The following is a 24,973-nucleotide window of genomic DNA, read 5'->3' on the forward strand; positions in this document are numbered from 1 at the left end:
AAAATAGGTTGGTAGAAAGACTTTTTATTCTCCCATTGCTGCCGCTACTGCCGCAGATAACCTTTTATAAGTTCCATTTTGCAATCGCTCTCTAATAGCAGAGAAAGCATCCAAAGTTTCCACGATATCCTGCATGGTATGTGTGGCGGTTGGAATCATTCGAAGTAAAATCAATCCTTTAGGTATTACCGGGTAAACTACTATGGAACAGAAGATTCCATAATTTTCTCGAAGATCTTTTACCAAGGCCATGGCTTCGGGGATACTACCGTTTAAATAAACCGGAGTAACACAGCTTGAAGTGGTTCCTATATCAAATCCACGCTCTTTAAGTCCGTTTTGAAGTGCATTTACATTCTCCCAAAGCTTCGCTTTGAGTTCTGGCATGGTACGCAACATATCCAAACGCTTCAATGCGCCTTTTACATACACCATAGGTAACGACTTCGCGAACATTTGTGATCGTAAATTATATTTCAAGTACTCGATAATCTCTTGATCAGCTGCTACAAAGGCTCCAATTCCAGCCATAGACTTGGCAAAGGTGGCCAAGTATACATCAATATCGTCTTGAATTCCTTGCTCCTCACCCGCTCCAGCACCGGTTTTTCCCAAGGTACCAAAGCCATGGGCATCATCAACAAGCAATCTAAACTTGAATTTTTGTTTAAGCTCAACTATTTCCTTCAAGATACCTTGCTCACCACGCATTCCAAAAACACCTTCCGAAATCACCAATATCCCTCCACCTGTTTCGGTGGCCAATTTGGTAGCACGTTCCAAGTTTTTCTCCAGACTTTCTACATTATTGTGTTTGAAAGTGAATCGTTTGCCCATATGTAAACGAACGCCATCAATAATACAAGCATGGCAGTCCACATCGTACACAATAATATCATCCTTGGAGACCAAGGCGTCTATAACAGACATGAAGCCCTGATATCCAAAATTCAGTAAATAGGAAGCCTCCTTATTCACAAATGCAGCCAGTTCCTGCTCCAATTGCTCATGATAATCGGTATGGCCACTCATCATACGAGCTCCCATTGGGAAAGCTGCACCATGTTCATATGCAGCATCTCCATCAACTTTTTTGATTTCCGGTAGATTGGCCAACCCCAAGTAATCATTGATACTCCATGTAATGACTTCCTTTCCCTGGAACTTCATTCTGTTGGAGATAGGACCTTCCAATTTTGGGAACACAAAATAACCTTCCGCCTGCGACGCCCATTTTCCCAACGGCCCCTTGTTCTCAATGATTCTATCAAATAAATCTCTCATCTACCTTAAAATTGATTCAACTGCAAAAATATATATTTTTGCCAAGCTCACATAACTAATATCCCTATATAAAAAAACGACAACGTAAACCGCTGTCGTTCTGATATATATAAAAAGAGTTAGTAGTTTACTTTATATATTCTATTTTTTCTGGTGCCTCAGCATTCTGAATATCAAAAAACCCTTGGTTTTCCATCCACTCATTACTATATACCTTGCTCATATACCTTGAACCATGGTCAGGAAAAATAACCACAACATTGCTGTCCTTGGAAAATTCGCCTTCGGTATTCAACTGATATAGAGCCTGCATTGCCGCACCACTGGTATAACCAACAAACATACCCTCGGTATGGGCTATTTTTCTGGCCATATGGGCACTCTCCCCATCGGTTACCTTTACATAGCGATCTATGCAATTGAAATCGGTGGCATCTGGAATCAGGTTCTTTCCTAATCCTTCAATTCTGTATGGGTATACCTCGTTATGGTCAAACTCTCCAGTTTCATGGTATTTTTTGAGCACGGAGCCATAGGCGTCCACTCCCAGTACCTTAACTTCTGGATTTTGTTCCTTTAAATAGCGAGCAATACCAGAAATGGTTCCACCTGTGCCGCTACATGCTACCAAATGAGTAATGGCGCCATTTGTCTGCTTCCAAATTTCCGGACCTGTAGTATGGTAATGTGCTTCAATATTTAGCTCATTGAAATACTGGTTGATATAAATGGAATCCTTGGTTTCTTTATGCAAACGTTTGGCCACTTCGTAGTATGATCTTGGATCATCAGCGCTAACATGGGCCGGGCATACATATACCTTGGCACCCATGGAACGAAGCATGTCTATTTTATCTGGAGATGATTTTGAGCTTACCGCCAAAATGCATTTATAACCTTTAACAATGCTCACCATAGCCAAACTGAATCCTGTATTACCAGAGGTAGTCTCTATGATTGTGCTTCCAGGCTTAAGTAGTCCTTTACGTTCGGCTTCTTCTATAATATAAACCGCAATCCTATCCTTAGACGAATGTCCAGGATTAAACGCTTCAACTTTTGCATAAAAGTTTCCGGTAAGGGGGGCGGCTATTTCATTAAGCTTAACAAGGGGAGTATTTCCAATTAAATCAAGAATATTGCTGTGCGCATCTATCTGTTTTCTCATAACTGGGTTTAGGTAAGGGACAAATCTTGAATTTCTTCTCGATTTATCAGGGACAAAAATAGTATTTTTTATTTTAAGGAGCTTTTCCTTCCAAATCAAGTATAAAAGCATATTCTTTCGCAGTCTCCTTTAAGGATTCAAATCGACCTGAAGCTCCTCCATGTCCTGCATCCATATTGGTATCCAGAAATAGCAGGTTATGATCAGTTTTGTGCTCCCGAAGCTTTGCCACCCATTTGGCGGGTTCCCAATACTGTACTTGGGAATCGTGCAAACCTGTGGAGACATACATATTTGGGTAATTCATCGCTTCTACGTTATCATATGGTGAATACGACTTCATATAATCGTAAAACTCTTTTTCATTGGGATTGCCCCACTCATCATATTCACCAGTAGTCAAGGGGATGGATGAATCCAGCATTGTGGTGACCACATCCACAAAAGGAACCGCAGCAATCACTCCTTTGTAGAGCTCTGGTGCCATATTGACCACTGCCCCCATTAAAAGTCCACCCGCAGAGCCACCACTGGCATACAAATGCTCAGCGCTGGTATACTTCTTTTCTATTAAAAATTTAGAGCAATCAATGAAATCGGTAAAAGTATTTTTCTTTTTTAGAAGTTTTCCATCTTCGTACCAAGGTCTTCCCAAATATTCCCCACCACGAATATGGGCAATGGCATATATAAAGCCCCTGTCCAACAAACTCAATCTAATTGATGAGAAGTAAGGGTCAATTGTACTCCCATAGGAACCATAGGCATATTGCAACAATGGGCTGGTACCATCAAACTTTGTGTCCTTATGATAAACCAATGAGATGGGAACTTTTGCCCCATCCCTGGCAGTGGCCCATAACCGTTCTGTGCGATAGTTTGCTTTATCGAACTTACCCCCCAAAACTTCTTGCTCCTTCAGGGTTTTTTTGGTCTTTTTTGCCATATTAAAATCGATAACGGCATAGGGAGCGCCCATTTCGTTATAGTAGTAGCGGAGCTCCTGGGTATCAAAATCAAGGTTTACGGACGTCCCTGCCACATAGGTTTCACTCTCAAAGGGCAAATAATAATTATCCGACCCGTCCCAACGAACGATTTTAAGCTTGTTCAACCCATTTTCTCGCTCTGAAAGCACATAATAGTCCTTAAAAATGTCGACATCCTCCAAAAGCACATCATCCCGATGCGGAATAAATTCCTCCCAAAATTTTGCATCGGTTTTTTCATCCGTAGCTCGCATCAGTTTAAAATTGGTAGCGGAATCCTTGTTTGTAAGTACAAAAAAGTTACCATTATAATGTGCAATGGAGTATTCCACTCCCCTTTCCCGTGGAGAAAATATCTTAAAATCGCCCTCAGGGTCATTTGCATCCAAAATCTGATATTCCGAAGTCAATGTACTTACAGAGCCGATAACCAAGTACTTTCTGGATTTGGTTTTGTAAACAAAGGTGTTGAAGGTAGAATCTTTTTCATGAAAGACCAGAACATCCTCCTCTGCAGAGGTCCCCAAGGTATGCCTGTATATTTTATCGGAACGCAAAGTAACTGGGTCTTTTTTGGCATAGAACAAGGTTTTTCCATCATTCCCCCAAACCGAACTTCCGGTAGTGTTTTCTACCTTATCGTCATATATTTTTCCCGTTTCCAAATTCTTTACCTGAATGGTGTACTGCCTTCTAGAAACAGTATCTGTGGCAAAAGAGGCTAATGTATTATCTGGAGTAATTGCAATTCCCCTTAATTTGAAGTATTCGTGGTCTTTTGCCATTTGGTTGCAATCAAACATGGGTTCATCCTTTGATTCCATGCTATCTTTCCGCCTCAAGTAAATGGGGTATTCTTGACCTGTTTCATACTTGGTAATGTACCAATAGCCATTGTATTTATAGGGAACCGAAGAATCATCCTCCTTAATTCGTGATTTCATCTCCTGGAAAAGTGAATCTTGGAATTCCTTGGTATGGGAGGTCATCTCCTGATAGTAGGCATTCTCTGCATTTAGATAATCCAAAACTTCTTGGTCCTCCCTATCATTCATCCAATAGTAGTCGTCTACCCTTATATCTCCATGTTTTTCAAGCTTGGTGGGTTTCTTTTTTGCAATAGGAGGTGTGATACGCATCGGCTTTTCTTTACTGTTTTGACAAGAGCCTGCAAAAATAAGGCATAATATGAAAAAACAATTTCTAAGAACGAGTAGTTTCATGGATTTTGATTTGTGCCAAATTATTACTTTTGAACCTGAAAAACATAATAAATAGGGACATGTTTGGAGATTTAATGGGAATGATGGGCAAATTGAAGGAGACCCAGGAAAAAGTTAAGGCCACCAAAGAGCGATTGAATTCGGTTTTGATTGATGAAAGCTCTTCGGATGGGCAAATTAAAGTGACGATAACCGCAAACAGGGAAATTAAATCCATAGCCATAGATGATGCGCTTTTACAGGATAAGGAACAGCTTGAGGATTATCTGGTTTTGACCTTGAACAAGGCCATTGAAAAAGCAACCAATGTCAATGAGACAGAACTGGCGGCTGTGGCCAAAGAGGGTATGCCCAATATTCCTGGAATGGATTCATTGTTTAAGTAGTCTAACCAATCCCCTTCAGTACTTTTAAAAGGTGCGAATGCATTTCTTGCGTATAATCCAAATGCGTAACAATACGCAGTTTGCCTTGCCCCATGCCTATAATGGAAATGTTGTTTTCTTCCAATATTTTCAAGAAGTTATCAGAGGATATTTTAGCTTCATCCAATTCAAAAATGATGATGTTGGTCTCAATGGGTTCCACTTTTTGAATGAACTCTAACCCCATTAAAACTTTCCCAATATCTTTTGCACGTTGATGGTCTTCGGAAAGTCTATCAATATGATAGTCCATGGCATAGATTCCAGCTGCCGCCAAAAATCCCGATTGCCGCATTCCCCCTCCCAATACTTTGCGAACACGGAGAGCATTGTCAATAAGCTCTTTGTCGCCCACCAAAACGGAACCCACCGGGCAACCAAGGCCCTTGCTCAAACACACACTAATGGAATCGAAAAGTTTTCCATAATCCTTAGGGTTTTCTTGCTTAGCAACCAAGGCGTTCCATAAACGCGCTCCATCCAAATGGTATTTAAGGTTATTATTTGTGCAAATCTTTTTGATTTTTTGGAGCTCTGCAAAATCCCAACAAGCACCTCCGCCTTTATTGGTCGTATTTTCAATACAAACCAGCGAGGTCAACGGACTATGGTAAAAATCAGGGGGATTTATGGATTCCTCAACCTGTTTCGCTGTCATCATACCCCTATTTCCATCCACCAACTTGCACGACACCCCACTATTAAAACTTACCCCGCCACCTTCGTAATTGTACACATGTGCATATTTATCACATATTAACTGCTCACCAGGGTTGGTATGTAATTTAATGGCGGTTTGGTTGGCCATGGTACCACTAGGAAAAAACAAGGCCGCCTCCATGCCAAAGTAATCGCTCACTTTTTCTTCCAAGCCATTGACACTGGGGTCATTTTTAAACACATCGTCTCCCACTTTCGCAGTCGTAATAGCCTCCATCATGCCAGGCGTGGGTTTGGTAACAGTATCGCTAATCAGGTTTATTTCCATTTAGAAAATTGGATTGTTGGATAATTCGATTATTGGAATTTGGATGATGCTATATTGTTCATTGCTAATTGCCCTTTGTAAATTGTCTAATGAAAACAGTCCATTCCAATAGGAGATCCATCAGGTATTTTTGGAGCTGGAATCACCTTGAAATTGTTTGGAGCTTTGGCAAAAGCATCTATTCTACGGACCATCTCAGCAGCAATTGGATTCCTGCCGTTACTCAACAGCGAAACTTTAAGTGATCTCAAGGTTTCGTTGGCAATCGCATTCACCTGCGGATGAACATCCTTATGGGCTGCCAAATTCATGATATGATAAAGCGTCCTAAAATTGATGGTATTCTGAACTTCATTCACATAATCATCCCTATGGCTCATTTCTATTGTGTTTTTTATCAATTCGTCCAATAATTGTTTTAGACCCATTTGGTCTTTGTCCAAGCTTTTTTGTTGAATCAACCGTGAGGCACGTTCTGGGTGAAGTAAAAGTCCCAAGGTCATGTCCGCAGCAGTTTCCGAAGCTGATAATGCATCAAAAGCTACTCCTATCCTTCCATTAAAAGACTCCCTGGATTTTCCATAACCAATAGCTCTGGGAGGAAAAAGCTCCAATTTCTCTTTGGGAATGGCAATGGTGCTAGCATCCAATGTCTTTAAAATAGTTTTTAGTGCATTTTCCTGGCTTGCCAAACTAATAGGATACACTGTTCGCTGTCCATCACCTTTTACACTATAATTATAATCCAATCCACCAATAAGTTTGGAAACCGCTTCGGTTTGGTATCTGTGGAAAAAATATAAAGGCGCAAATACATCTTCCAATACCGAATTAGGCTCTCCAGCCCTAATATTGTCCATAGAAAAATTATCAATAGCCGTTTTTCTGATTTTCAAGACATTTTCAAGCTCCTGGGAGGCATTTCTACCATTGTCCCACAAATGTGCCAGTACATGAGCTCCTCCCCTTGGTCTTGCATCCTGATCCGAAATGTATCGCAGACCGTCTGTTTGGGCTTGTTGTAGAATAGCATTCAGGCTTTCCTTTTCATTGGCTCCCTTCGGGAAATCTGAATAGGAATAAGCTACCGTAACTTTATCCCATTCACCAATTCCAGTATCATAGGCATTGGAAAAATCAATGACACCACCATTCAATTCAAATTGAGGGTGCGGATAATCCATTACCGATGCTCTGCCATTTGTGCTTGCCGCAAAATTGTGGGCAAAACCTAGGGTATGTCCAATTTCATGGGCAGAAAGCTGACGGATTCTAGCCAGGGCCATTTCCAACATGGGTTGATAGTTATCATCGCGTTCGGCAAAAGGTTTGTTCATCAAGGCCTGGGCTATCAAAAAGTCCTGACGGATACGTAGGCTCCCCAGACTCACATGTCCCTTAATGATTTCTCCCGTTCGTGGGTCTTTGATGCTCATTCCGTAACTCCAGCCACGCGTTGACCTGTGTACCCATTGAATCACATTGTACCGAACATCCATTGGGTCGGCATTGTCAGGTAAAATCTTAAGCTGAAAAGCATCTTTATATCCAATGGACTCAAACGCCTGGTTCCACCATCTCCCACCTTCCAGTAAAGCTGAACGCACAGGTTCAGGAGTCCCATTGTCCAGATAATAGATTATGGGTTCAACTGCTTCGCTTACTTCCGCATTTGGATTTTTCTTCTTTAGGCGGTGTCTTGTGATATATCGTTTTAGAATGGGTTCTTGAACCGGAGTGGCATAATCGTAGTAAGAGAAAACATTGGAGCCACTACGTGGGTCGAACACTCTTTTTTCATAACCGTCATCGGGTAGTGCTATCAAAGAGTGGTGTTGGGCTACCGTCACCAGGGAAGGATCAGGAGTCACTGAACGAATCCAGCCGCCCTCAGGGTTACCTTTAAAGGTAAGGGTAACATCAAATTCCACATTTTTTGGAAAAGCTTTGGTACGCTCAAAAGCCAAGGCGCTCTTGGATACATCCAAACTGTAAGATCCTTGTTTTGTATTCTTCAACCTAGCCGACACTCCATGGGCATCGCGCATTAAAAATTCCGTGATATCTATTAAATAATTCCCTTTGGATTCTTCTTCAATCTTGAAACCATGTAAGACCGATTTTGCAAAAGCTTGTTCAACTGACTTTTTTTCCAATTCATTTTGGGTAATTGCCCTAAATTTCAAATTGGGTTGAATCAACAATAATTTGTTCCCGGCCTTCTTAAAAAAAACCACCTGTTCATTGCCCAGCTGTCCCCTATCCAATCCAATATCATTGCTACCAATACCGCTACTCAAAGAATACACATATAGGAATTCTTTTTCCAGTTCATCCACCTCTAAAAAAATCTTGTCAGTGGCATCATCAAAATAAAAATTATAAAAGCCATTGAATTTTTGGAAGTTCTTGGTCTTATCAAAATTTTGGGCGTTTAAAAATGTGATTGAGCCCACAATTGCAAGCAAATAGGAAAGAAGGTTTTTCATGTTACATAGAGTTCTTGCTAAAATTATATAATTTTCGTTGCCCGACTATACTGAAATAGTATTTTTGCCTGAAATAATTTTTATGGTTACCACAGATCAACATAAAGATCTTATTGAGCGCCTTGGTGCGTTAAGGAGGTATCTTTGACATTGATGCCAAACTTATAGAAATAGAGAACGAAGAGGAGAAAACTGCTGCTCCGGGCTTTTGGGACGATCCCCAAAAGGCCCAAGTTCAAATGCAAACGTTAAAATCGAAGAAAAAGTGGGTTGAAGAATACAACTCCGCCGAATCTTTGGTGGGTGACCTTGAAGTTTTGTTGGAATTCCAACAAGCTGGTGAAGTGCCTGAGGACGAAGTGAATTCGCATTTTGAAAACTCCAAATTGGCCATAGAAAATTTGGAATTCAAAAACATGCTTTCCGAGGAAGGGGATGAACTTACGGCCGTACTCCAAATAACTGCGGGTGCCGGAGGCACGGAAAGTTGTGACTGGGCTTCCATGCTTATGCGTATGTATTTGATGTGGAGTGAAAAGAACGGTTACAAAGTCAAAGAGCTTAATTATCAGGAGGGTGATGTCGCTGGAATTAAAACCGTAACCCTTCAAATTGAGGGCGAATTTGCCTTTGGCTGGTTGAAGGGAGAAAACGGGGTACATCGTTTGGTGCGTATTTCTCCATTTGACAGTAATGCTAAGCGGCACACTTCTTTTGCCTCGGTCTATGTTTATCCTCTGGTTGATGATACGATTGAAATTGAGGTGAACCCTGCTGATATTGAAATTACCACAGCGCGTTCCAGCGGTGCTGGCGGACAAAATGTGAACAAGGTGGAAACCAAAGTGCAATTGGTGCACAAACCTACTGGTATACAAATTTCCTGTTCAGATTCTAGATCGCAGCACGATAATAGGGCCACGGCCATGAAAATGTTGAAATCACAGCTCTATGAAATAGAGCTTCGGAAAAAACAGGAAGCTAGGGCAGAAATTGAATCCTCAAAAATGAAGATTGAATGGGGTTCCCAAATTCGAAATTATGTGATGCATCCTTATAAATTGGTCAAGGATGTAAGAACAGCGGAAGAGACGGGTAATGTTGATGCGGTAATGGATGGGGAAATCAACCAATTTTTGAAGGCATTTTTGATGATGATGGGACAAAAGGAAGAATGAGGAGATTAGAGGTTAGAAACTATGCAATTGAAAATCATTAACTACTCACTGATAATTGTGCATTACTAACTGTCCATCGATTATTGTACATTGACAACTGATAATTGAATATTTATGATTAAAATTTATCACAATCCAAGATGTAGTAAGTCCAGACAAGGGGTAGAATATCTTGAAAAATCAGGTGCTGAGTTTGAAGTGGTACGGTATTTGGATAACGTTCCCACGAAAGAAGAACTGAAAAACATTATCTCATACCTTGGCATTACTCCTGCGGAATTGGTTCGTAAAAATGAAGCGGTTTGGAAAGAAAATTATAAGGGAAAGGAGTTATCGGATGATGAGATTATTAGCGCCATGGTTGAAAACCCTAAACTAATAGAAAGGCCTATTATTATTAAAGACAATAAAGCAGTTATAGGTCGACCAGCCGATAACATAGCATCATTATTATAGTTTATGGCCAATTAAAGCGGTTTTTAAGTGCCTTTTTTCCTTAGCAAAGCCGTGTTTGATGGCTATTTGTCAACGCTTTGCCAATAAATTTTAATTTTGAAATTGTACTTTTAACGTTATGAAGAAGATACGGACAATTTTATTTGTGCTGCTTGCCATATTTGCCACGGATTCCTTGATTGCACAATACGGTTATGGAAATCCTTATGGATATGGCAATAGATATGGAAGACAGCGAAGTTCAATACCACAGGCCCAGGCACCACCAAAGGAGCCAGAGAAGTTAACAGCCGAACAAATTGTTGATGAACAATTGCCTTCAATAACCGAAGCCTTGGGGTTGGATGCCTTTGAAGAGGCCGTTGTACGCACCACGCTTATAAAATCAGTACAACAACGTATCGAGCTTCAAATACTTGAATTGGAAGCTACCAAAATGCAAGAAGCTGTTGAAAAAATACGGAACCGACAGAATGAAGAATTAAAAGCGGGACTTCCTGAGGATAAGTACGAGGCTTTCCAGGAGCTTCAGAAAAACAGGTTCAAAACCAAGAAGAAAAAGAAGAAGAAAAAGAAATCCAAAGAATAAAAAAAGAGGCTTAAAGCCTCTTTTTTCTTTTATTCGTTTCGCTTAGCTCGTTTAGCTTCGCGTCTTTCTTTGTACATCTCCATTAAGTTACCAAACAACCAGTAAGGCACTACAAAAGTCAGTAGAAAAATCATTAACCAGAAACCTATGGTAAGGATGGTCAAAAAAGCTAAAAAACCTAAATATTGGTCAAAGTCGAACATGATTTATTCCTTTTGTTGTGCAAAGATACCTTCATTTGGTCAAAAAAAACAAATCTCCTTGCAAAAAATCTTTAATTGCTGACATCTTTCATTAAATATGAAAGTCCGAAGACCTAAATTTGCATATCAAAAAAAATAAGAAATGGGTTTTAGAATAGAAAAAGACACCATGGGCGAGGTTAAGGTACCCGCTGATAAATATTGGGGAGCACAAACTGAACGATCCCGTAACAATTTTAAAATTGGGGCACCCGCATCAATGCCTTTGGATGTGGTTTATGGATTTGCCTATTTAAAAAAAGCTGCTGCATATACCAACCATGAGTTGGGTGTTCTGCCTGTTGAAAAAAGAGATTTAATCGCTAAAGTATGTGATGAGATACTTTCAGGCCAGCATGATAACCAATTCCCTCTGGTGATTTGGCAGACCGGTTCCGGTACCCAAAGCAATATGAATGTAAATGAAGTTATTGCCAATAGGGCCCATGAAATAGCTGGAAACAAGATTGGAGAGGGTGAAAAAACCATTCAACCCAACGATGATGTAAATAAAAGTCAATCTTCCAATGATACCTTTCCAACGGGAATGCACATTGCTGCATATAAAAAGATTGTAGAGGTCACCATTCCCGGGGTTGAGCAATTACGTGACACCCTGGATAAGAAATCCAAGGAGTTTAGAGATGTGGTAAAGATTGGTCGTACCCATCTTATGGATGCCACTCCCCTAACCTTGGGACAGGAATTCTCTGGGTATGTTTCCCAGTTAAACCATGGTCTTAAGGCCTTAAAAAATACCTTACCTCATTTGAGTGAATTGGCTTTGGGTGGCACCGCAGTAGGTACCGGATTGAACACTCCAAAAGGCTATGATGTGTCGGTTGCCAAGCATATTGCTGAATTTACCGGTTTGCCTTTTATTACCGCGGAGAATAAGTTTGAGGCCCTTGCTGCACATGATGCCATTGTGGAAAGTCATGGAGCATTAAAGCAATTGGCGGTTTCTCTGAACAAAATTGCCAATGATATTCGGATGATGGCCTCCGGACCACGTTCTGGAATAGGAGAGATCATTATTCCGGCCAATGAACCTGGAAGTTCCATAATGCCCGGAAAAGTAAACCCTACCCAGTGTGAAGCTATGACCATGGTTTGCGCACAGGTCATGGGTAATGACGTGGCAATTTCAGTGGGAGGTACGCAAGGACATTATGAGCTCAACGTTTTTAAGCCCGTTATGGCGGCAAACATTCTACAATCCGCCCAGCTTATTGGAGATGCCTGCGTAAGTTTTGATGTGAACTGTGCTGTTGGTATAGAGCCTAATCATGAGGTAATTAAAACGTTGCTGAACAATTCCTTGATGCTCGTCACAGCCTTGAACACAAAAATTGGCTATTATAAAGCTGCGGAAATTGCGAACACAGCACATAAAAATGGAACTACCCTTAGAGAAGAGGCTATTAATTTAGGCTATGTTACCCCTGAAGAATATGATGAATGGGTAAAACCTGAGGATATGGTGGGGAGTTTGAAATAAACGCTTATTTATAACCACAATAGCCTATTCAAAAAAGACATGTGCTTTTATCTATATTTCAAAATGGGTTAATTTGTATTATCAAAGAACCTAATAGATAAAGGCACATTTATGTCCTATTCTTCAGTTTTTTTATTCTTTTTTGGGGCTATTGGGGTATTCAATAGTTTTTTGCTAGGCTTATATTTTATTCTATCTAAAAAGTCGAAACAGATGCCAAATATTTTGTTTGGGCTGTTTCTTTTGTTTTTAAGTGAGCGAGCTTTACGGGGATTAATTTATTTTTTCAGTGATGTAGCTCCAAATGCTTATACCAAATTTGGGCCGGTTACCTTCTTGTTTATTGGCCCATTTCTATTTTTATATACACTATCTGTTGTTGCACCTCACCACAAAGCTCTTTCTTCTTGGAAGTATCATATTCTATTTTGGGTGATTGCTGCCGTTGTATTACATTTTGTATTCCCTTTTAAAATTGACCCTATATTTTATAAGGCATATATTATGAAAGGAATCAATTTTCAATGGTTGATATATATTTTGATGTCTGTCTGGGTATCTTTTACTTGTTTAAAAAGCGATTCCACAAAAAAGACAAGTTATATACCGAAAATTACATGGATAAACGCTTTGTTGACAGCGACCTTGGCTCTATGGTTAATTTACTTCTTTGTTAGCTTTACCTATTTTGTGATTGGGTCTATTATTTTTTCGCTGGTATTTTACGCTTTCTACATCTACTTTTTACTTAATAAGAAAGTTCGTTTTCAGATTTTCGGACTTGAAGAAAAGTATCAAAGTAAAAAAATGGATAGTTATGAAATTGCTCCGCTGGTACAGCAGCTACGTGCCATAATGTTAAGGCAAAAACTCCATAGAAACCCTAAACTAAAATTAACCGACTTGGCACAGGAGTTGGGAATACCTTCACATCAATTTTCACAATTACTGAACGATAATTTGGGAAAAAGTTTTTCGACTTTTGTAAATGAATATAGAATTGACGAAGCAAAACAACTAATTCAATCCAATACCAAATATACATTGGATGCCATTGGCAAAGAATCCGGTTTTAACTCTAAATCATCATTTTATACTTCCTTTAAACAACTTGTTGGGGTAACACCATCAAAATACAGAGAACAAGTTTTAAGTTTGAAATTATAATTTCGGACAAAAATGAATTGATAACACCCCTTGTTTTCCGCAGAATCACTGTTTTTTTGTTTCATAATTTTTAAAATCATGAAAGTGAAAGACTTAATAAAAGGGTTGCTTCCATTACTAATTTTGGCATGTGTAATTAGTTGTAAATACCAAAACAAGAAGGAAGTAAACAATAGTGCCAAGAAATCAATAGCTCAAGCCATTTCCGTTTTACCAAATGCTTCTATTGAAGAGACCATATCCTATTATCACAAACTCAAGAAAGAACAGCCCATCAGTTATAATTTTGAAGACGAAAACGAGCTTAACACACTAGGCTATCAATATTTGACCAATGGAAAGGTAAAAGAGGCCATTGAAATATTTAAACTTTTGGTAGATGAGTTTCCAGATTCTTATAATCCTTATGATAGTTTAGGTGAGGCATATTACAAGAATGGAAATTACGAATTGTCTTTAATCAATTATAGAAATTCTTTAGCATTAAATCCCAAGAACACTAATGCGGAAAGGATGATTTTCAATATAAACTATGATCAGCGAGATAGGCCAAAGTTCCATCAGGTCTTTAGCAAACAGGAATATTTAGAAGATATGGATGAAATGGCTAAACGAATCGCAGAAAAACATCCAAACCCTTTTGAGTTTATTACCAGGGAAGATTTTGGGGAATTGGTTGAAAACCAAAAAGCAAAAGTTAAAGAAGGGATGACATATGGTGAGTTTATTTGGGAATTGAGTCCCATTATTGCAAGTGTTGGCTGCGAGCATACCCGTTTGGGTGGTTTCAATCAAGAAGATGAAATGTTACCGGTATCGTTACGGTTTCCCCTTGAAGCAGATTTATTGGATTCCGAATTATTGGTCACCAATCCAAGAATTAACCGTAATAAGGTTACCGCGGGAAGCTCAATCAAAACCATAAATGGGAAGGCTATCAATGAAATTACAAAAGATGTTTTTAAACATATTTCATCAAATGGACATAGTAAGGGGTTGAAGAAAAGCATATTTAGTGCATATTTCACCTCCTATATAGCCTACTATTTTGGGTTTCCAGAGTCATATGAGATTACCTTGGAAGGGCAAAATCAAACTATAAAACTTACACAACTTAAAGAGTTTGAATACCCATATATACAAGATGATATTGGCCTTGAAATATTTGAAACTCAAAATTATGGCACTTTGAGGATTCCATATTTTGGTGCGTATGGTGGCGATAAACTAAAAAAGTACCAAAAATTTATACGTTCAAGTTTTGAGGAACTCAAACAAGCAAAGGTTGGGAATCTAATTATAGATTTGAGAGGCAATGGCGGGGGATGTTCCTGTGGTGCTATTTATTTGTTACAACATATAGCAAAACAACCATTTACTTATTTTGACGAGCTATCCCCATTACCCGGCGATCCTAACGAAGGGGAAGAAAAAAAGCCTTTAAAAAATAGTTTCACTGGAAATACATATATTTTGATAGATGGGTTAAATGCTTCGACTTCTGGACATCTTTTATCCGTGGTCAAGGAAAATAATATGGCAATTTTAGTAGGTGAAGAAGCTGGTTCCAGTTATTATTCAAATGGAGGAATGGTAAGTCATATGGGAACTCATACAGCTGTCACATATATGATAGCCAGCGAAACATATTTTACCTCTGCAACAAATTTGCCAAGGGACAGAGGGGTTCTACCCGATCATTATGTTTATAAAAGTGCACTGGATATCTTAAATAATAAGGATGCACAATTGAACTATGTACTAAATATTATAAAAGAAAAATAAAAACTTGTGAAAGAAAAAAAGCCCGACTCATAATGAATCGGGCTTTTTTATTAAATATGGATAGTGTTATACTATTTTAAAGCGAACTTGGAAGTTCCCAATAATTTTAGTTTGTTGTCATAAACATTTACCATGTAGTTTCCTTTTTGGAAATCGGAGGCAGGCTTGTTTATGTAGTCGCAAACATCCAAAGAGCTGTTCTCATAGTAAAAGTTTGTTCCTTTGCTATAAGTGATTGAAGCACCTTCCTCAGTAGATTTAGAGAAACTATCTCCCAATACATTACCTTGAGGGTCTAAAACCTCAATAAAGAACTCTCTATCTCCAGCATCTGCAATTACGTTATCAGCAACGGTAAAACAAACTTTGAATTTGTCAGTTGCTTTAGCTCTTGAAGTAGATACCAATTTTCCGCTACTTCTTTCTTTAACTGCATCAACAGTAAAGGTAGAAAGGCTTAGTGCAGAACCTCTTTCAACAGCATCGGCCAATTGTGTGTTCTGAACAACCAAAGAGTCGTTGAAAACAGTTTGTTTTTCCAACTCAACAAATGTGCTGTCCCTTTGCATGGCCAACAAAGTGTTTGAACTTGTCAAAGAATCAACTTGCTTTAATAATTTTTCTCTTTCGGCTTTAAGAACGCTTACTTGTCTTCTATATCTTGATAATGAAGCAATATCTGCTTTCATTCCCTGTACAGAATCAATATACTTTGCGATGTTGTCTCTTGCAGCAACCAATTCTTCATTTGTAGCGTTGCTTTCCAAAATAGCTTTGTCGTACTCAGACTTCAAGTTGTTCAAATCCTCAACAACCAACTCTTTTTCTTGAGTAAGTGCGGTAGTGGTCTTTTTCTTATCTTGGTAAAGGCTTACGGTGTAGATAATTGTTCCTAAAAGAACTACCCCAAGCAAACCAGCTATTACCTTTAATCCGTTGTTACTTTTTGTTTCAGTCATAACTTTTTAATTAATTGATCTTCGTTTAAAGTGTATTTAATCAATTGTGTTCTGTTTATATACGCTCAACTTTTTGATTTGGATTATTGTGGATTAAATAATGTTAAAAAAATAGCGGACAATATACTTTAGGGCTTAATTTTATTGATAGTTTCAAAGCCTCTTAATTATGAAAAAAAAATATACTGCGTTTATTTTCAGCCTATTTCTTATCCTCGGATGTAAAGAAAACAAAGGGCAAAAGGATGTTAGCTCAACAACTTCGGAAGAAACAGGAGCCCTAAAAATTATCCCCATTGAACATGCCACAGCCGTATTGGAATGGAAAGACATTACCATATATATAGATCCCATAGGTGGAAAAAAAGCTTTTAAGAATCAAAAACAGCCTGACCTCATCTTAATAACCGATATTCACGGAGATCATTTCAGTTTAGAAACATTACAAGAATTAAATACCCAGAAAGCTAAAATAATGGTGCCCCAGGCCGTAGCTAATGGTATTCCGGAGGAATTCACTCCTCAAATTGACATACTGAACAATGGCGATTCCAAAGAACGCTATGGAATTACCGTTGAGGCCGTTCCCATGTATAATTTAAGGGAAGAAGCTTTAAAGTTTCATAAAAAAGGGAGAGGAAACGGATATATTTTAAATATGGATGGAGAACGGATTTATTTTTCGGGTGACACTGAGGATATACCGGAGATGAGGGCTTTAAAGAACATTGATAAAGCATTTGTATGTATGAATCTACCCTACACCATGACGGTTGAGAGTGCCGCTGATGCCGTTTTGGAGTTTAAACCCAAGGAAATCTATCCTTATCACTATAGAGGTAGACCAAACGTTGGTGATGTAAACAAATTTAAAATGCTAATCCACCAAGGGAACTCTGATATAAAAGTGGTCCAATTGGATTGGTACCCCAATGATGATTTTTAGAAAAGTAAAATAATATCAGGTTATCAACGTTAAACATAGAGACTTAACCAAATCGATACCGAACCATGGCTCCCAAATCCTACGTTTTGTTTGCTTTTGCATTCACTCTTGCCATCAACCTTTCTTTTTCCAATCAATGTGATAATTTCTATGCCAAAGTGACTTATGGTCTAAGTCATTCTAAAAAAGCATTGAGCGCGACCAATTTTGAACATCAAATGTATTACGCGGAAAGGGCTTTGACAGCTCTGGAAAAATCAAAATCCTTTATGGCGGAATGTGGTTGTGCCAAATCCGAGGATAAAACCTTGGATGCTATTGAGAGTTTAAACAAGGCGATTGATCCTGTAGATTGGGACGCGGGTCGCTATTTCTCAAAAAAGTCAATTGGCATCATCAACGAACTCATTACCGTTTTGGATGAATGCACTTTGGGAGTATCTGCAACAGTTGTGGTAGAAGATAGCGCCGAGACCACTTTGGAAAATGAAGCGTACACCGATGTGGAAAACGAGCAAGAATCCATGGAGATGGAAATGATAAAAGTTTTTGAAAAGCACTCCACCGAGCGATTGAAATCGACCGAAAAAGCAATTACACAGCTCATTTTACTCTCAAAATCTTTTAATCACGGGACTTCTGAAAAGGAAAATGACCCAGACAGCCTGGAATCTCACCAAAAAGCATATTTGCAAGAAGCAAAGAAACTTCTTGAAGAAGGTTTGGAGGCGTTAAATCAACAAGAGTAACGCTCCTTTATTAACGTATCAACTTCTTGTACTTAATACGTTTGGGCATAATATCAGCTCCCAATCGTTTCTTCTTGTTTTCCTCATAGTCAGAGAAAGAACCTTCAAAGAAATATACTTGCGAATCCCCCTCAAAAGCTAAAATATGGGTGCAAATTCGGTCAAGGAACCATCTATCGTGTGAAATGATTACGGCACAGCCGGCAAAATTCTCCAGACCTTCTTCCAGTGCTCGAAGCGTGTTCACGTCCAAATCATTGGTCGGTTCATCCAAGAGCAAAACATTTCCTTCTTCCTTTAAGGTCATTGCTAAATGAAGACGGTTACGCTCACCTCCTGAAAGCATGTTCACTTTCTTGTTCTGCTCACTCCCAGAAAAATTAAAACGACTTAGGTATGCTCTTGAATTGACTTGCTTTCCTCCCATCATCACCAATTCTTGTCCATCACTAAAATTTTCCCAAATGGTTTTGTTTGGATCAATATTGGAATGACTTTGGTCTACATAAGCCAATTTTGCCGTATCACCTACAACAAATTCTCCTTTATCGGGGGTCTCCTCTCCCATGATCATTCTAAAAATAGTGGTCTTACCAGCTCCGTTTGGACCTATAATGCCAACAATACCGGCCTGCGGAAGATTAAAGTTTAAATCCTCATACAAAAGTTTGTCTCCATAAGCTTTGCTTACCCCTTTGGATTCAATGACATTGGTTCCCAATCGTGGTCCATTGGGAATATATATTTCCAGTTTCTCCTCCAGTTGTTTCTGGTCTTGGCTTAAGAGTTTATCGTAATTTTTTAAACGGGCTTTTTGTTTGGTCTGTCTTCCTTTTGCTCCTTGTCTGACCCATTCCAGCTCTCGCTCCAATGTCTTTTGACGTTTAGAGGCCTGCTTGCTTTCTTGTGCCAATCGTTTGGATTTTTGATCCAACCAACTAGAGTAATTGCCCTTCCAAGGGATGCCTTCTCCCCTATCCAATTCCAAAATCCATCCAGCCACATTATCCAAGAAATAACGGTCGTGCGTTACGGCGATTACTGTTCCTTTGTATTGGGCCAAATGATGTTCCAGCCAATGTACTGATTCCGCATCCAAATGGTTTGTAGGCTCATCCAAAAGCAAAACATCGGGCTCTTGGAGCAATAATCTGCATAGCGCAACCCTTCTTCGTTCTCCCCCGGACAATACTCCTATTTTCTTATCCGATTCCGGAGTACGGAGTGCGTCCATGGCTATTTCAAGTTTGGTATCCAATTCCCAGGCATTGGAAGCATCAATTTTGTCCTGTAACGCAGCTTGTTTGTCCATCAACTTCTGCATCTTGTCCGCATCCTCATATACTTCGGGCAAGCCAAACATGTCATTGATTTTGTTGTACTCATCTAAAATGGCTACTGTCTCGGCCACTCCCTCCTTTACCACTTCAAGCACTGTTTTTTCTTCATCCAGTTGGGGCTCTTGCTCCAGATAGCCCACAGAATAGCCGGGAGAGAAAACCACATCGCCCTGATAATTTTTATCCACCCCTGCGATAATCTTCAGCAAGGTGGATTTACCAGAACCATTAAGGCCTAAAATCCCAATTTTAGCTCCGTAAAAAAAGCTTAGGTAAATATTTTTAAGGACTGGAGTGTTGGCAGTTTTAAACGTTTTCGTCACCCCAGACATAGAAAAAATGACTTTCTTATCGTCTGACATTTGTTAGTTTTAAGTTATGTAAATGGAAAATTAAACGCGGCCTTTCAATGCGTTGAAGACCCAGGCAATTGCAAAGAAACCAATACCTACTGCAGCAAACCCATATCCGGCCACTTCATCATATTTAAAAGCTCCAAGCGCAATCATTCCCAGTCCCACAAAAATCATGATCCATGTGGCCCAGGCGAGCACCGTATTTTTATTCATTCCCATATTAGTTGTTGGTTTGGTAAGAAATCAAATATCGTAAAAATTGATAAAACCGTAATAGCTTTCCCGTGGTTTATATTTCAAATGGAAATTTTATCCCTGCCTTTTCACGAATGGTGTCCAACAATTCAGCTAAATCCAAGCTATTTTGATGTGACCATAAATCGCTTTCCAATTTATTGGACATAAGGCATTTATGCACTTCTTCTATTTCGTATACAAAACCGTTTCCCTGTATTGGGAGTGCAAAATTTTGAGTCTCTCCATCTTTCATCAAAGAATACCCTCTAGCCTCGTGCCATCTGGGTTCAAAGAACAACTCACCTTTTGTTCCAGAGATTTCAGCATGCATCTTTGAATTGCTTGTGATTCCGCTATACAATATGGCCTGAGCCGAGGGATATTGAAAAATCATTGAGGTTTGCAATTCCGTTCCGTTGGAATGAAAATTGGAATGTGCACTTATCTCCTCAGGTTTACCCAACAGCAAATAGGCCAAAAATACCGGATAGATTCCTATATCCAACAAGGAACCGGATGCAAGATTGAGGTTCAGCACACGAGATTCTTCATCCCTATCCAAACCGTAAAAGGCAAAATCGGCATGTATATAAGAGACCTTTCCAATAACATCTTGTTCAATTAATTGTTTTGCCTTTTGGATAGATGGGTTGAACCTTGACCAAAGCCCTTCCATCATAAAGACCTTATTTTGTTTTGCAACTTTGACAAGTTCTTCTACTTCGGTTCTGTTTATCCCCAATGGTTTTTCGCAAAGTACATGCTTACCTGCTTGCATGGCCGTAATGGCCAAATCCTTATGAAAATTATGAGGTGTAGCTATGTAAACAATATCCGTGGTGTCCGCTGCAAAAAGTTCATCGTAACTCCCGTATACGTGTTCAGCTCCGTACTCGTCCGCAAAACGCTTTGCCTTGTCCAATGACCTTGATGCCACTGCCGAAATCTGTGCTTCTTCAATAAGCTGGAGGTCTGATGTAAACTTCCGGGCTATATTCCCTGGGCCAATGATGCCCCATTTAATTTTACTTTTCATATGGAGTCAAAAGTAATGATTATAACTCCTTATCTTTAGCCAACAAGACGAAATAGGATCATAAACTATGGATATTAACTTCAATAAAAACGAAGATCATAATAAATTAAAGCTTGCAGAACTCCGCAAAAGATTGAACGAAGTAAAGTTGGGTGGAGGTAAAAAACGGATAGAAAAACATCATGCAAAGGGCAAAATGACCGCTCGAGAACGTATCGATTATCTTCTGGATTCCAATTCCGATTCCATTGAAATAGGAGCCTTTGCAGGGGATGGTATGTACAAAGAACATGGCGGATGTCCTTCTGCTGGAGTAGTGGTTAAAATAGGTTATATACAAGGCAAACAATGCGTTGTGGTTGCTAACGATGCCACGGTAAAAGCTGGGGCATGGTTTCCCATCACTGGAAAAAAGAATTTACGGGCACAGGAGATTTCCATTGAAAACAAACTGCCCATTATCTATTTAGTGGATAGTGCTGGGGTGTATTTGCCCATGCAGGATGAAATCTTTCCCGATAAGGAGCATTTTGGTCGGATTTTTAGAAATAATGCGGTAATGAGCAGTATGGGCATTACCCAAATTTCTGCTGTTATGGGAAGTTGTGTTGCCGGAGGGGCGTATTTACCTATCATGAGTGACGAAGCACTGATCGTTGATAAAACCGGAAGCATTTTTTTGGCTGGAAGCTATCTGGTAAAAGCGGCCATTGGAGAAAGTATTGATAATGAAACCCTGGGCGGAGCTACTACGCATTCAGAAATCAGTGGGGTGACAGACTACAAGGCGAAAAATGACAAAGATGCCCTTGATAAAATAAAGAAAATTATTGGTAAAATCGGAGATTTTGACAAAGCAGGTTTTAATCGAATCGAACCCAAAAGTCCAACAGAGAATCCAGAAGATATTTACGGAATCCTTCCCGCTTCTAGAGGAGACCAGTATGATATGCTAGAAATCATCAAACGATTGGTGGACAATTCAGATTTTGAACAGTACAAGGAAGGCTATGGAAAAACAATCCTAACCGGATATGCCCGAATTGATGGTTGGGCCGTGGGCATTGTGGCCAATCAACGTAAAGTGGTAAAAACCAAAAAAGGTGAAATGCAATTTGGCGGGGTCATTTATTCTGATTCTGCGGATAAAGCCACTCGTTTCATTGCCAACTGCAATCAAAAGAAAATACCACTAGTGTTTTTACAGGATGTAACCGGATTTATGGTGGGCAGCAAAAGTGAACATGGTGGAATCATTAAGGATGGAGCCAAAATGGTGAATGCCGTAAGCAATTCTGTAGTGCCCAAATTCACAATAGTTGTCGGAAACAGCTATGGTGCAGGCAATTATGCCATGTGCGGTAAGGCATATGACCCAAGGCTCATTGCTGCCTGGCCCAGTGCGGAACTTGCCGTTATGAGCGGGAATTCTGCTGCAAAAGTCTTACTGCAGATTGAAAAAGCCTCTTTGGAGAAAAGTGGTGAGGCCTTGAATGCCGAAAAAGAGAAAGCGCTATTTGATAAAATAAAGAAACGATACGATCATCAGATTTCGCCCTATTATGCTGCATCTCGACTATGGACCGATGCCATTATAAACCCAATGGACACTCGAAAATGGATTTCCATGGGCATAGAGGCGGCAAATCACTCTCCTTTGGAAAAGCAATTCAATATGGGAGTATTACAGGTATAGTTACTGCACCGTGAATTTTGCCAATTGTTGCTCTTCATCCACTTCTTGAAGGCGTATTGCATGCTCTTCACTTCGTTGGTTTGGCTTTCCAAAATTATATTGTACCGTACATTTTAAGAATGTAGGGGCTTTGTTGCCTTGGGTACGATTGCCCAGATAGGTAACATTCAATATCCAATCGCCCTTTGTATCTGCACCTACAATTTCAAACTGTTCCGTGCTAAATCCATGCTGTAACTCCTCCAAAATTCTTTTTCTATCACCAACATCCGTATGTTCCCAGTTAAAGAACCGTTTTTGTGGATTTACAAATTGCACCACAAACTCGGCATCTTGATTGTTCCAGTCCATTACCAATCTAGCATTGTAGGTAAGGTTGTTCTGGTATTTTTTATCCACTTTTGAGATGTCCAAATTCCTGCGCTCCTTATTGACCAAATTCCTGATTTCTGCACCCACTACTTTTTCCATGCCAGTAAAATTCAACTGCTCATTGGCAGAGCCATTCACCATAGCATTGAACATATTCAAAGCTTCTTGAAAATTTCCTCCTTTTTTATGAGCCATGCCCACATCAAAATACGACTGAATCTTATTAGGGAAAGTTTCTAAAATTCTGTTTGCCGTCAAAAGGGCCAGTTTGGTATTATTATTCTCTAGACACTTGAGGTACATACCCCTCAATTCTTCATACCCTGCTCTTTCTTTTTCGAGAATATTGGACAGGATTTGCTCGGCTATATCTACATTTGCGCCATAAAAGAAGTTGTAGATATCTATCAGATATTCAGAATTATCCCAGTACTTCTCTCGCTGCGACAGATAAATGTTATAAGCTTCTTGAAGGTTCTTTCCTTTTTTAAGCTCTTTGAGATAAGGGGTTACCAAAGTTTTGTTGTTCACCTTTATTTTCCCTTCATAAATATTGTTCTTTAGTCTGGCTAAATCCCTTTTTTCACCACCAACCGCTTTATCTACTGTGGCTGTTTTGGTTGTAATTAAGAGAACTCCGTTGGCTCCCATACTCCCAAAACGATTGGTAGCCGCCAAACCTTTCAACACCGTGATATCTGCAATATTTTGTGGATCGATAAAACCAGTGCTTGCAATTTCCCCAGTAAAAGAATTGGACCTTTCCATGGGCACACCGTCAATAACAATTAATCCGTAGTTATTCCCAAGAACCGAATTGCTAGGTCGCATTTTTACCTCGCTTAAATCTTCATTTTGTCCAAGGCTAACCCCAGAGAACTTTCCCTGTACAGCATTGTTGACCGTTGTAGAGACAGGAGCAATGTCCTCATCGGATATGGATTGCACCGCGTACCCTACTTTATCCTTATTTTCTTTGCCGTATGCTGTGGTTATTTCTTCCGATTGTTCAATGCCTTGTTCACTTACAACAACTTCCTGAAGTTGTATACTGTCCTCCGTAAACAAAAAGTCAATTGTTTGGTTATCATCCAGGACATGCTCCGCCTTTCTATTTCCATAAACAATGACCAATGTGTCTCCTTTCATACCTTCCACTGCAAAAGCTCCCTTTTCATCTGATTTAATACGCCTTTCTTCAAATCCTTTCACGTACACATCAGCAGCGGCCAGACCGCTGGTTCCATTATATATGGTTCCCTTATATTCTTTGAGATTAGTTTTAGATGTATTTGGATCTTCCTTTTCCAAAAGGTTTACAAGATTTCCATTATTAATAATGGAAAGAAGATTAATGCTGGCTCTATCAAAATCCTTACTGCTATTTACAATGTACAGCTCTCCATCAAAATTTGGGGTACCCGTACTTATGTTTTGCTTTCCATCCGTAAACATGAGAATATCTCCCTTCTCGGCATAATCGTCAAGTGCTTTAAAATTGGTCGCGCCATCATAGCTGAATGTTCCAAGCTTTGTTTTTATTTCTGACCAATTTCCTTTGGTCACTGTAAAATCGTTCTTTGAAATAATCCTGTTACTGAATGCGAGTAAACTTACCTGCGCCTTCTGGACCGTTTTAAAATAAGCATCTAGAAAATAATATTCTTTTTCTATGTCTCTATCCATCATTGAAAGCGATACATCCCAACAAATGGTAACATTTTTCTGTTCTTGTGTAAATCCTGTATGATAAAGACATACCACAAACAGAAAACACAGTAATCTCAGGTTTTTCATT

The 24,973-nt window shown here is 39.4% G+C and carries 20 protein-coding genes; 10 read left to right on the plus strand and 10 right to left on the minus strand.

What is annotated here, in order from left to right; all coding sequences use genetic code 11:
• Positions 1 to 24: 24 nt before the first annotated feature.
• The 3 genes from ACOQO1_RS02955 to ACOQO1_RS02965 form a co-directional block, all read right to left on the minus strand.
• The gene (locus ACOQO1_RS02955; RefSeq protein ID WP_420601371.1) at positions 25 to 1,284 is read right to left on the minus strand and encodes an aminotransferase class I/II-fold pyridoxal phosphate-dependent enzyme; all 1,260 of its coding nucleotides are present in this window, start codon (positions 1,282 to 1,284) and stop codon (positions 25 to 27) included.
• Positions 1,285 to 1,411: 127 nt separating this feature from the next.
• Positions 1,412 to 2,452: a PLP-dependent cysteine synthase family protein gene (locus tag ACOQO1_RS02960; protein ID WP_420601372.1), complete on the minus strand. Its 1,041-nt coding sequence runs from the start codon at positions 2,450 to 2,452 to the stop codon at positions 1,412 to 1,414.
• A 73-nt stretch (positions 2,453 to 2,525) separates the two neighbouring features.
• Entirely contained in the window at positions 2,526 to 4,664 is a 2,139-nt protein-coding gene (locus tag ACOQO1_RS02965) for a S9 family peptidase (RefSeq protein WP_420601373.1), read from the minus strand.
• Positions 4,665 to 4,723: 59 nt separating this feature from the next.
• On the opposite strand from ACOQO1_RS02965, the gene ACOQO1_RS02970 reads away from it, so the two are divergent.
• Complete coding sequence (locus ACOQO1_RS02970; protein WP_420601477.1) at positions 4,724 to 5,050, plus strand: YbaB/EbfC family nucleoid-associated protein; 327 nt, start codon at positions 4,724 to 4,726, stop codon at positions 5,048 to 5,050.
• 1 nt (position 5,051) lies between these two features.
• Here the strand turns inward: ACOQO1_RS02970 and ACOQO1_RS02975 are convergent, their stop codons facing one another.
• Positions 5,052 to 6,077, minus strand: coding sequence for a threonine aldolase family protein (locus ACOQO1_RS02975; protein WP_420601374.1), 1,026 nt, complete (start codon positions 6,075 to 6,077; stop codon positions 5,052 to 5,054).
• An 86-nt stretch (positions 6,078 to 6,163) separates the two neighbouring features.
• Positions 6,164 to 8,566 carry a zinc-dependent metalloprotease gene (locus tag ACOQO1_RS02980; protein ID WP_420601375.1) on the minus strand — a complete coding sequence of 801 codons (2,403 nt, stop codon included), beginning with the start codon at positions 8,564 to 8,566 and terminating at the stop codon, positions 6,164 to 6,166.
• A gap of 82 nt (positions 8,567 to 8,648) precedes the next feature.
• Here ACOQO1_RS02980 and prfB point away from each other — a divergent pair.
• From prfB to ACOQO1_RS03010, 6 genes are all read left to right on the plus strand, one after another.
• Positions 8,649 to 9,744 (plus strand): peptide chain release factor 2 gene (prfB, locus tag ACOQO1_RS02985; RefSeq protein WP_420601376.1). Its coding sequence is split into 2 segments (ribosomal slippage): positions 8,649 to 8,711 and positions 8,713 to 9,744, totalling 1,095 coding nucleotides; the frame shifts between segments, so codons are not numbered across the junction.
• Between the two features lie 114 nt (positions 9,745 to 9,858).
• Positions 9,859 to 10,200, plus strand: a complete 342-nt coding sequence (arsC, locus tag ACOQO1_RS02990) for an arsenate reductase (glutaredoxin) (RefSeq protein ID WP_420601377.1) — start codon at positions 9,859 to 9,861, stop codon at positions 10,198 to 10,200.
• Positions 10,201 to 10,318: 118 nt separating this feature from the next.
• On the plus strand, positions 10,319 to 10,789 hold the full coding sequence (locus ACOQO1_RS02995) for a hypothetical protein (protein WP_420601378.1): 471 nt from the start codon (positions 10,319 to 10,321) through the stop codon (positions 10,787 to 10,789).
• A 345-nt stretch (positions 10,790 to 11,134) separates the two neighbouring features.
• Entirely contained in the window at positions 11,135 to 12,532 is a 1,398-nt protein-coding gene (gene fumC / locus ACOQO1_RS03000; protein ID WP_420601379.1) for a class II fumarate hydratase, read from the plus strand.
• Between the two features lie 243 nt (positions 12,533 to 12,775).
• Positions 12,776 to 13,699: a helix-turn-helix domain-containing protein gene (locus ACOQO1_RS03005; RefSeq protein WP_420601380.1), complete on the plus strand. Its 924-nt coding sequence runs from the start codon at positions 12,776 to 12,778 to the stop codon at positions 13,697 to 13,699.
• A gap of 84 nt (positions 13,700 to 13,783) precedes the next feature.
• Positions 13,784 to 15,484, plus strand: a complete 1,701-nt coding sequence (locus ACOQO1_RS03010) for a S41 family peptidase (RefSeq protein ID WP_420601381.1) — start codon at positions 13,784 to 13,786, stop codon at positions 15,482 to 15,484.
• A 71-nt stretch (positions 15,485 to 15,555) separates the two neighbouring features.
• On the opposite strand, the gene ACOQO1_RS03015 is transcribed toward ACOQO1_RS03010, so the two are convergent.
• Entirely contained in the window at positions 15,556 to 16,443 is an 888-nt protein-coding gene (locus ACOQO1_RS03015) for a hypothetical protein (protein ID WP_420601382.1), read from the minus strand.
• Between the two features lie 169 nt (positions 16,444 to 16,612).
• Here ACOQO1_RS03015 and ACOQO1_RS03020 point away from each other — a divergent pair, with 169 nt between their 5' ends.
• Both ACOQO1_RS03020 and ACOQO1_RS03025 read left to right on the plus strand, forming a co-directional pair.
• Positions 16,613 to 17,389, plus strand: a complete 777-nt coding sequence (locus ACOQO1_RS03020) for an MBL fold metallo-hydrolase (RefSeq protein WP_420601383.1) — start codon at positions 16,613 to 16,615, stop codon at positions 17,387 to 17,389.
• Between the two features lie 65 nt (positions 17,390 to 17,454).
• On the plus strand, positions 17,455 to 18,138 hold the full coding sequence (locus ACOQO1_RS03025; protein WP_420601384.1) for a hypothetical protein: 684 nt from the start codon (positions 17,455 to 17,457) through the stop codon (positions 18,136 to 18,138).
• A 10-nt stretch (positions 18,139 to 18,148) separates the two neighbouring features.
• Here ACOQO1_RS03025 and ettA read toward each other — a convergent pair whose 3' ends face one another.
• The 3 genes from ettA to ACOQO1_RS03040 all read right to left on the minus strand — a co-directional run bounded on the left by ettA (position 18,149) and on the right by ACOQO1_RS03040 (position 21,107).
• Positions 18,149 to 19,840 (minus strand): energy-dependent translational throttle protein EttA, encoded by a 1,692-nt coding sequence (ettA, locus tag ACOQO1_RS03030; RefSeq protein WP_420601385.1) that lies wholly within the window; start codon positions 19,838 to 19,840, stop codon positions 18,149 to 18,151.
• Positions 19,841 to 19,870: 30 nt separating this feature from the next.
• A complete protein-coding gene (locus ACOQO1_RS03035) occupies positions 19,871 to 20,047 on the minus strand; it encodes a CAL67264 family membrane protein (protein ID WP_168796318.1) in 177 nt (58 codons plus the stop codon).
• A gap of 76 nt (positions 20,048 to 20,123) precedes the next feature.
• Positions 20,124 to 21,107, minus strand: a complete 984-nt coding sequence (locus ACOQO1_RS03040; RefSeq protein ID WP_420601386.1) for a Gfo/Idh/MocA family protein — start codon at positions 21,105 to 21,107, stop codon at positions 20,124 to 20,126.
• Positions 21,108 to 21,174: 67 nt separating this feature from the next.
• Between ACOQO1_RS03040 and ACOQO1_RS03045 the strand changes: the two genes are divergently transcribed.
• Entirely contained in the window at positions 21,175 to 22,803 is a 1,629-nt protein-coding gene (locus ACOQO1_RS03045; RefSeq protein WP_420601387.1) for an acyl-CoA carboxylase subunit beta, read from the plus strand.
• Here ACOQO1_RS03045 and ACOQO1_RS03050 read toward each other — a convergent pair whose 3' ends face one another.
• Positions 22,804 to 24,972 (minus strand): TonB-dependent receptor plug domain-containing protein, encoded by a 2,169-nt coding sequence (locus ACOQO1_RS03050; RefSeq protein ID WP_420601388.1) that lies wholly within the window; start codon positions 24,970 to 24,972, stop codon positions 22,804 to 22,806. It lies immediately after the preceding gene.
• Position 24,973 lies beyond the last annotated feature (1 nt).

The sequence above is a fragment of the Flagellimonas sp. genome (genome assembly GCF_965222555.1).
Taxonomy (GTDB): Bacteria; Bacteroidota; Bacteroidia; order Flavobacteriales; family Flavobacteriaceae; genus Flagellimonas.

What these genes read in the sequence shown, in the direction of transcription:
- ACOQO1_RS02955 (WP_420601371.1), bottom strand. Translation starts at nt 1,284, where the DNA reads ATGAGAGATTTATTTGATAGAATCATTGAGAACAAGGGGCCGTTGGGA.
- ACOQO1_RS02960 (WP_420601372.1), bottom strand. Translation starts at nt 2,452, where the DNA reads ATGAGAAAACAGATAGATGCGCACAGCAATATTCTTGATTTAATTGGA.
- ACOQO1_RS02965 (WP_420601373.1), bottom strand. Translation starts at nt 4,664, where the DNA reads ATGAAACTACTCGTTCTTAGAAATTGTTTTTTCATATTATGCCTTATT.
- ACOQO1_RS02970 (WP_420601477.1), top strand. Translation starts at nt 4,724, where the DNA reads ATGTTTGGAGATTTAATGGGAATGATGGGCAAATTGAAGGAGACCCAG.
- ACOQO1_RS02975 (WP_420601374.1), bottom strand. Translation starts at nt 6,077, where the DNA reads ATGGAAATAAACCTGATTAGCGATACTGTTACCAAACCCACGCCTGGC.
- ACOQO1_RS02980 (WP_420601375.1), bottom strand. Translation starts at nt 8,566, where the DNA reads ATGAAAAACCTTCTTTCCTATTTGCTTGCAATTGTGGGCTCAATCACA.
- arsC (WP_420601377.1), top strand. Translation starts at nt 9,859, where the DNA reads ATGATTAAAATTTATCACAATCCAAGATGTAGTAAGTCCAGACAAGGG.
- ACOQO1_RS02995 (WP_420601378.1), top strand. Translation starts at nt 10,319, where the DNA reads ATGAAGAAGATACGGACAATTTTATTTGTGCTGCTTGCCATATTTGCC.
- fumC (WP_420601379.1), top strand. Translation starts at nt 11,135, where the DNA reads ATGGGTTTTAGAATAGAAAAAGACACCATGGGCGAGGTTAAGGTACCC.
- ACOQO1_RS03015 (WP_420601382.1), bottom strand. Translation starts at nt 16,443, where the DNA reads ATGACTGAAACAAAAAGTAACAACGGATTAAAGGTAATAGCTGGTTTG.
- ACOQO1_RS03020 (WP_420601383.1), top strand. Translation starts at nt 16,613, where the DNA reads ATGAAAAAAAAATATACTGCGTTTATTTTCAGCCTATTTCTTATCCTC.
- ACOQO1_RS03025 (WP_420601384.1), top strand. Translation starts at nt 17,455, where the DNA reads ATGGCTCCCAAATCCTACGTTTTGTTTGCTTTTGCATTCACTCTTGCC.
- ettA (WP_420601385.1), bottom strand. Translation starts at nt 19,840, where the DNA reads ATGTCAGACGATAAGAAAGTCATTTTTTCTATGTCTGGGGTGACGAAA.
- ACOQO1_RS03035 (WP_168796318.1), bottom strand. Translation starts at nt 20,047, where the DNA reads ATGAATAAAAATACGGTGCTCGCCTGGGCCACATGGATCATGATTTTT.
- ACOQO1_RS03040 (WP_420601386.1), bottom strand. Translation starts at nt 21,107, where the DNA reads ATGAAAAGTAAAATTAAATGGGGCATCATTGGCCCAGGGAATATAGCC.
- ACOQO1_RS03045 (WP_420601387.1), top strand. Translation starts at nt 21,175, where the DNA reads ATGGATATTAACTTCAATAAAAACGAAGATCATAATAAATTAAAGCTT.
- ACOQO1_RS03050 (WP_420601388.1), bottom strand. Translation starts at nt 24,972, where the DNA reads ATGAAAAACCTGAGATTACTGTGTTTTCTGTTTGTGGTATGTCTTTAT.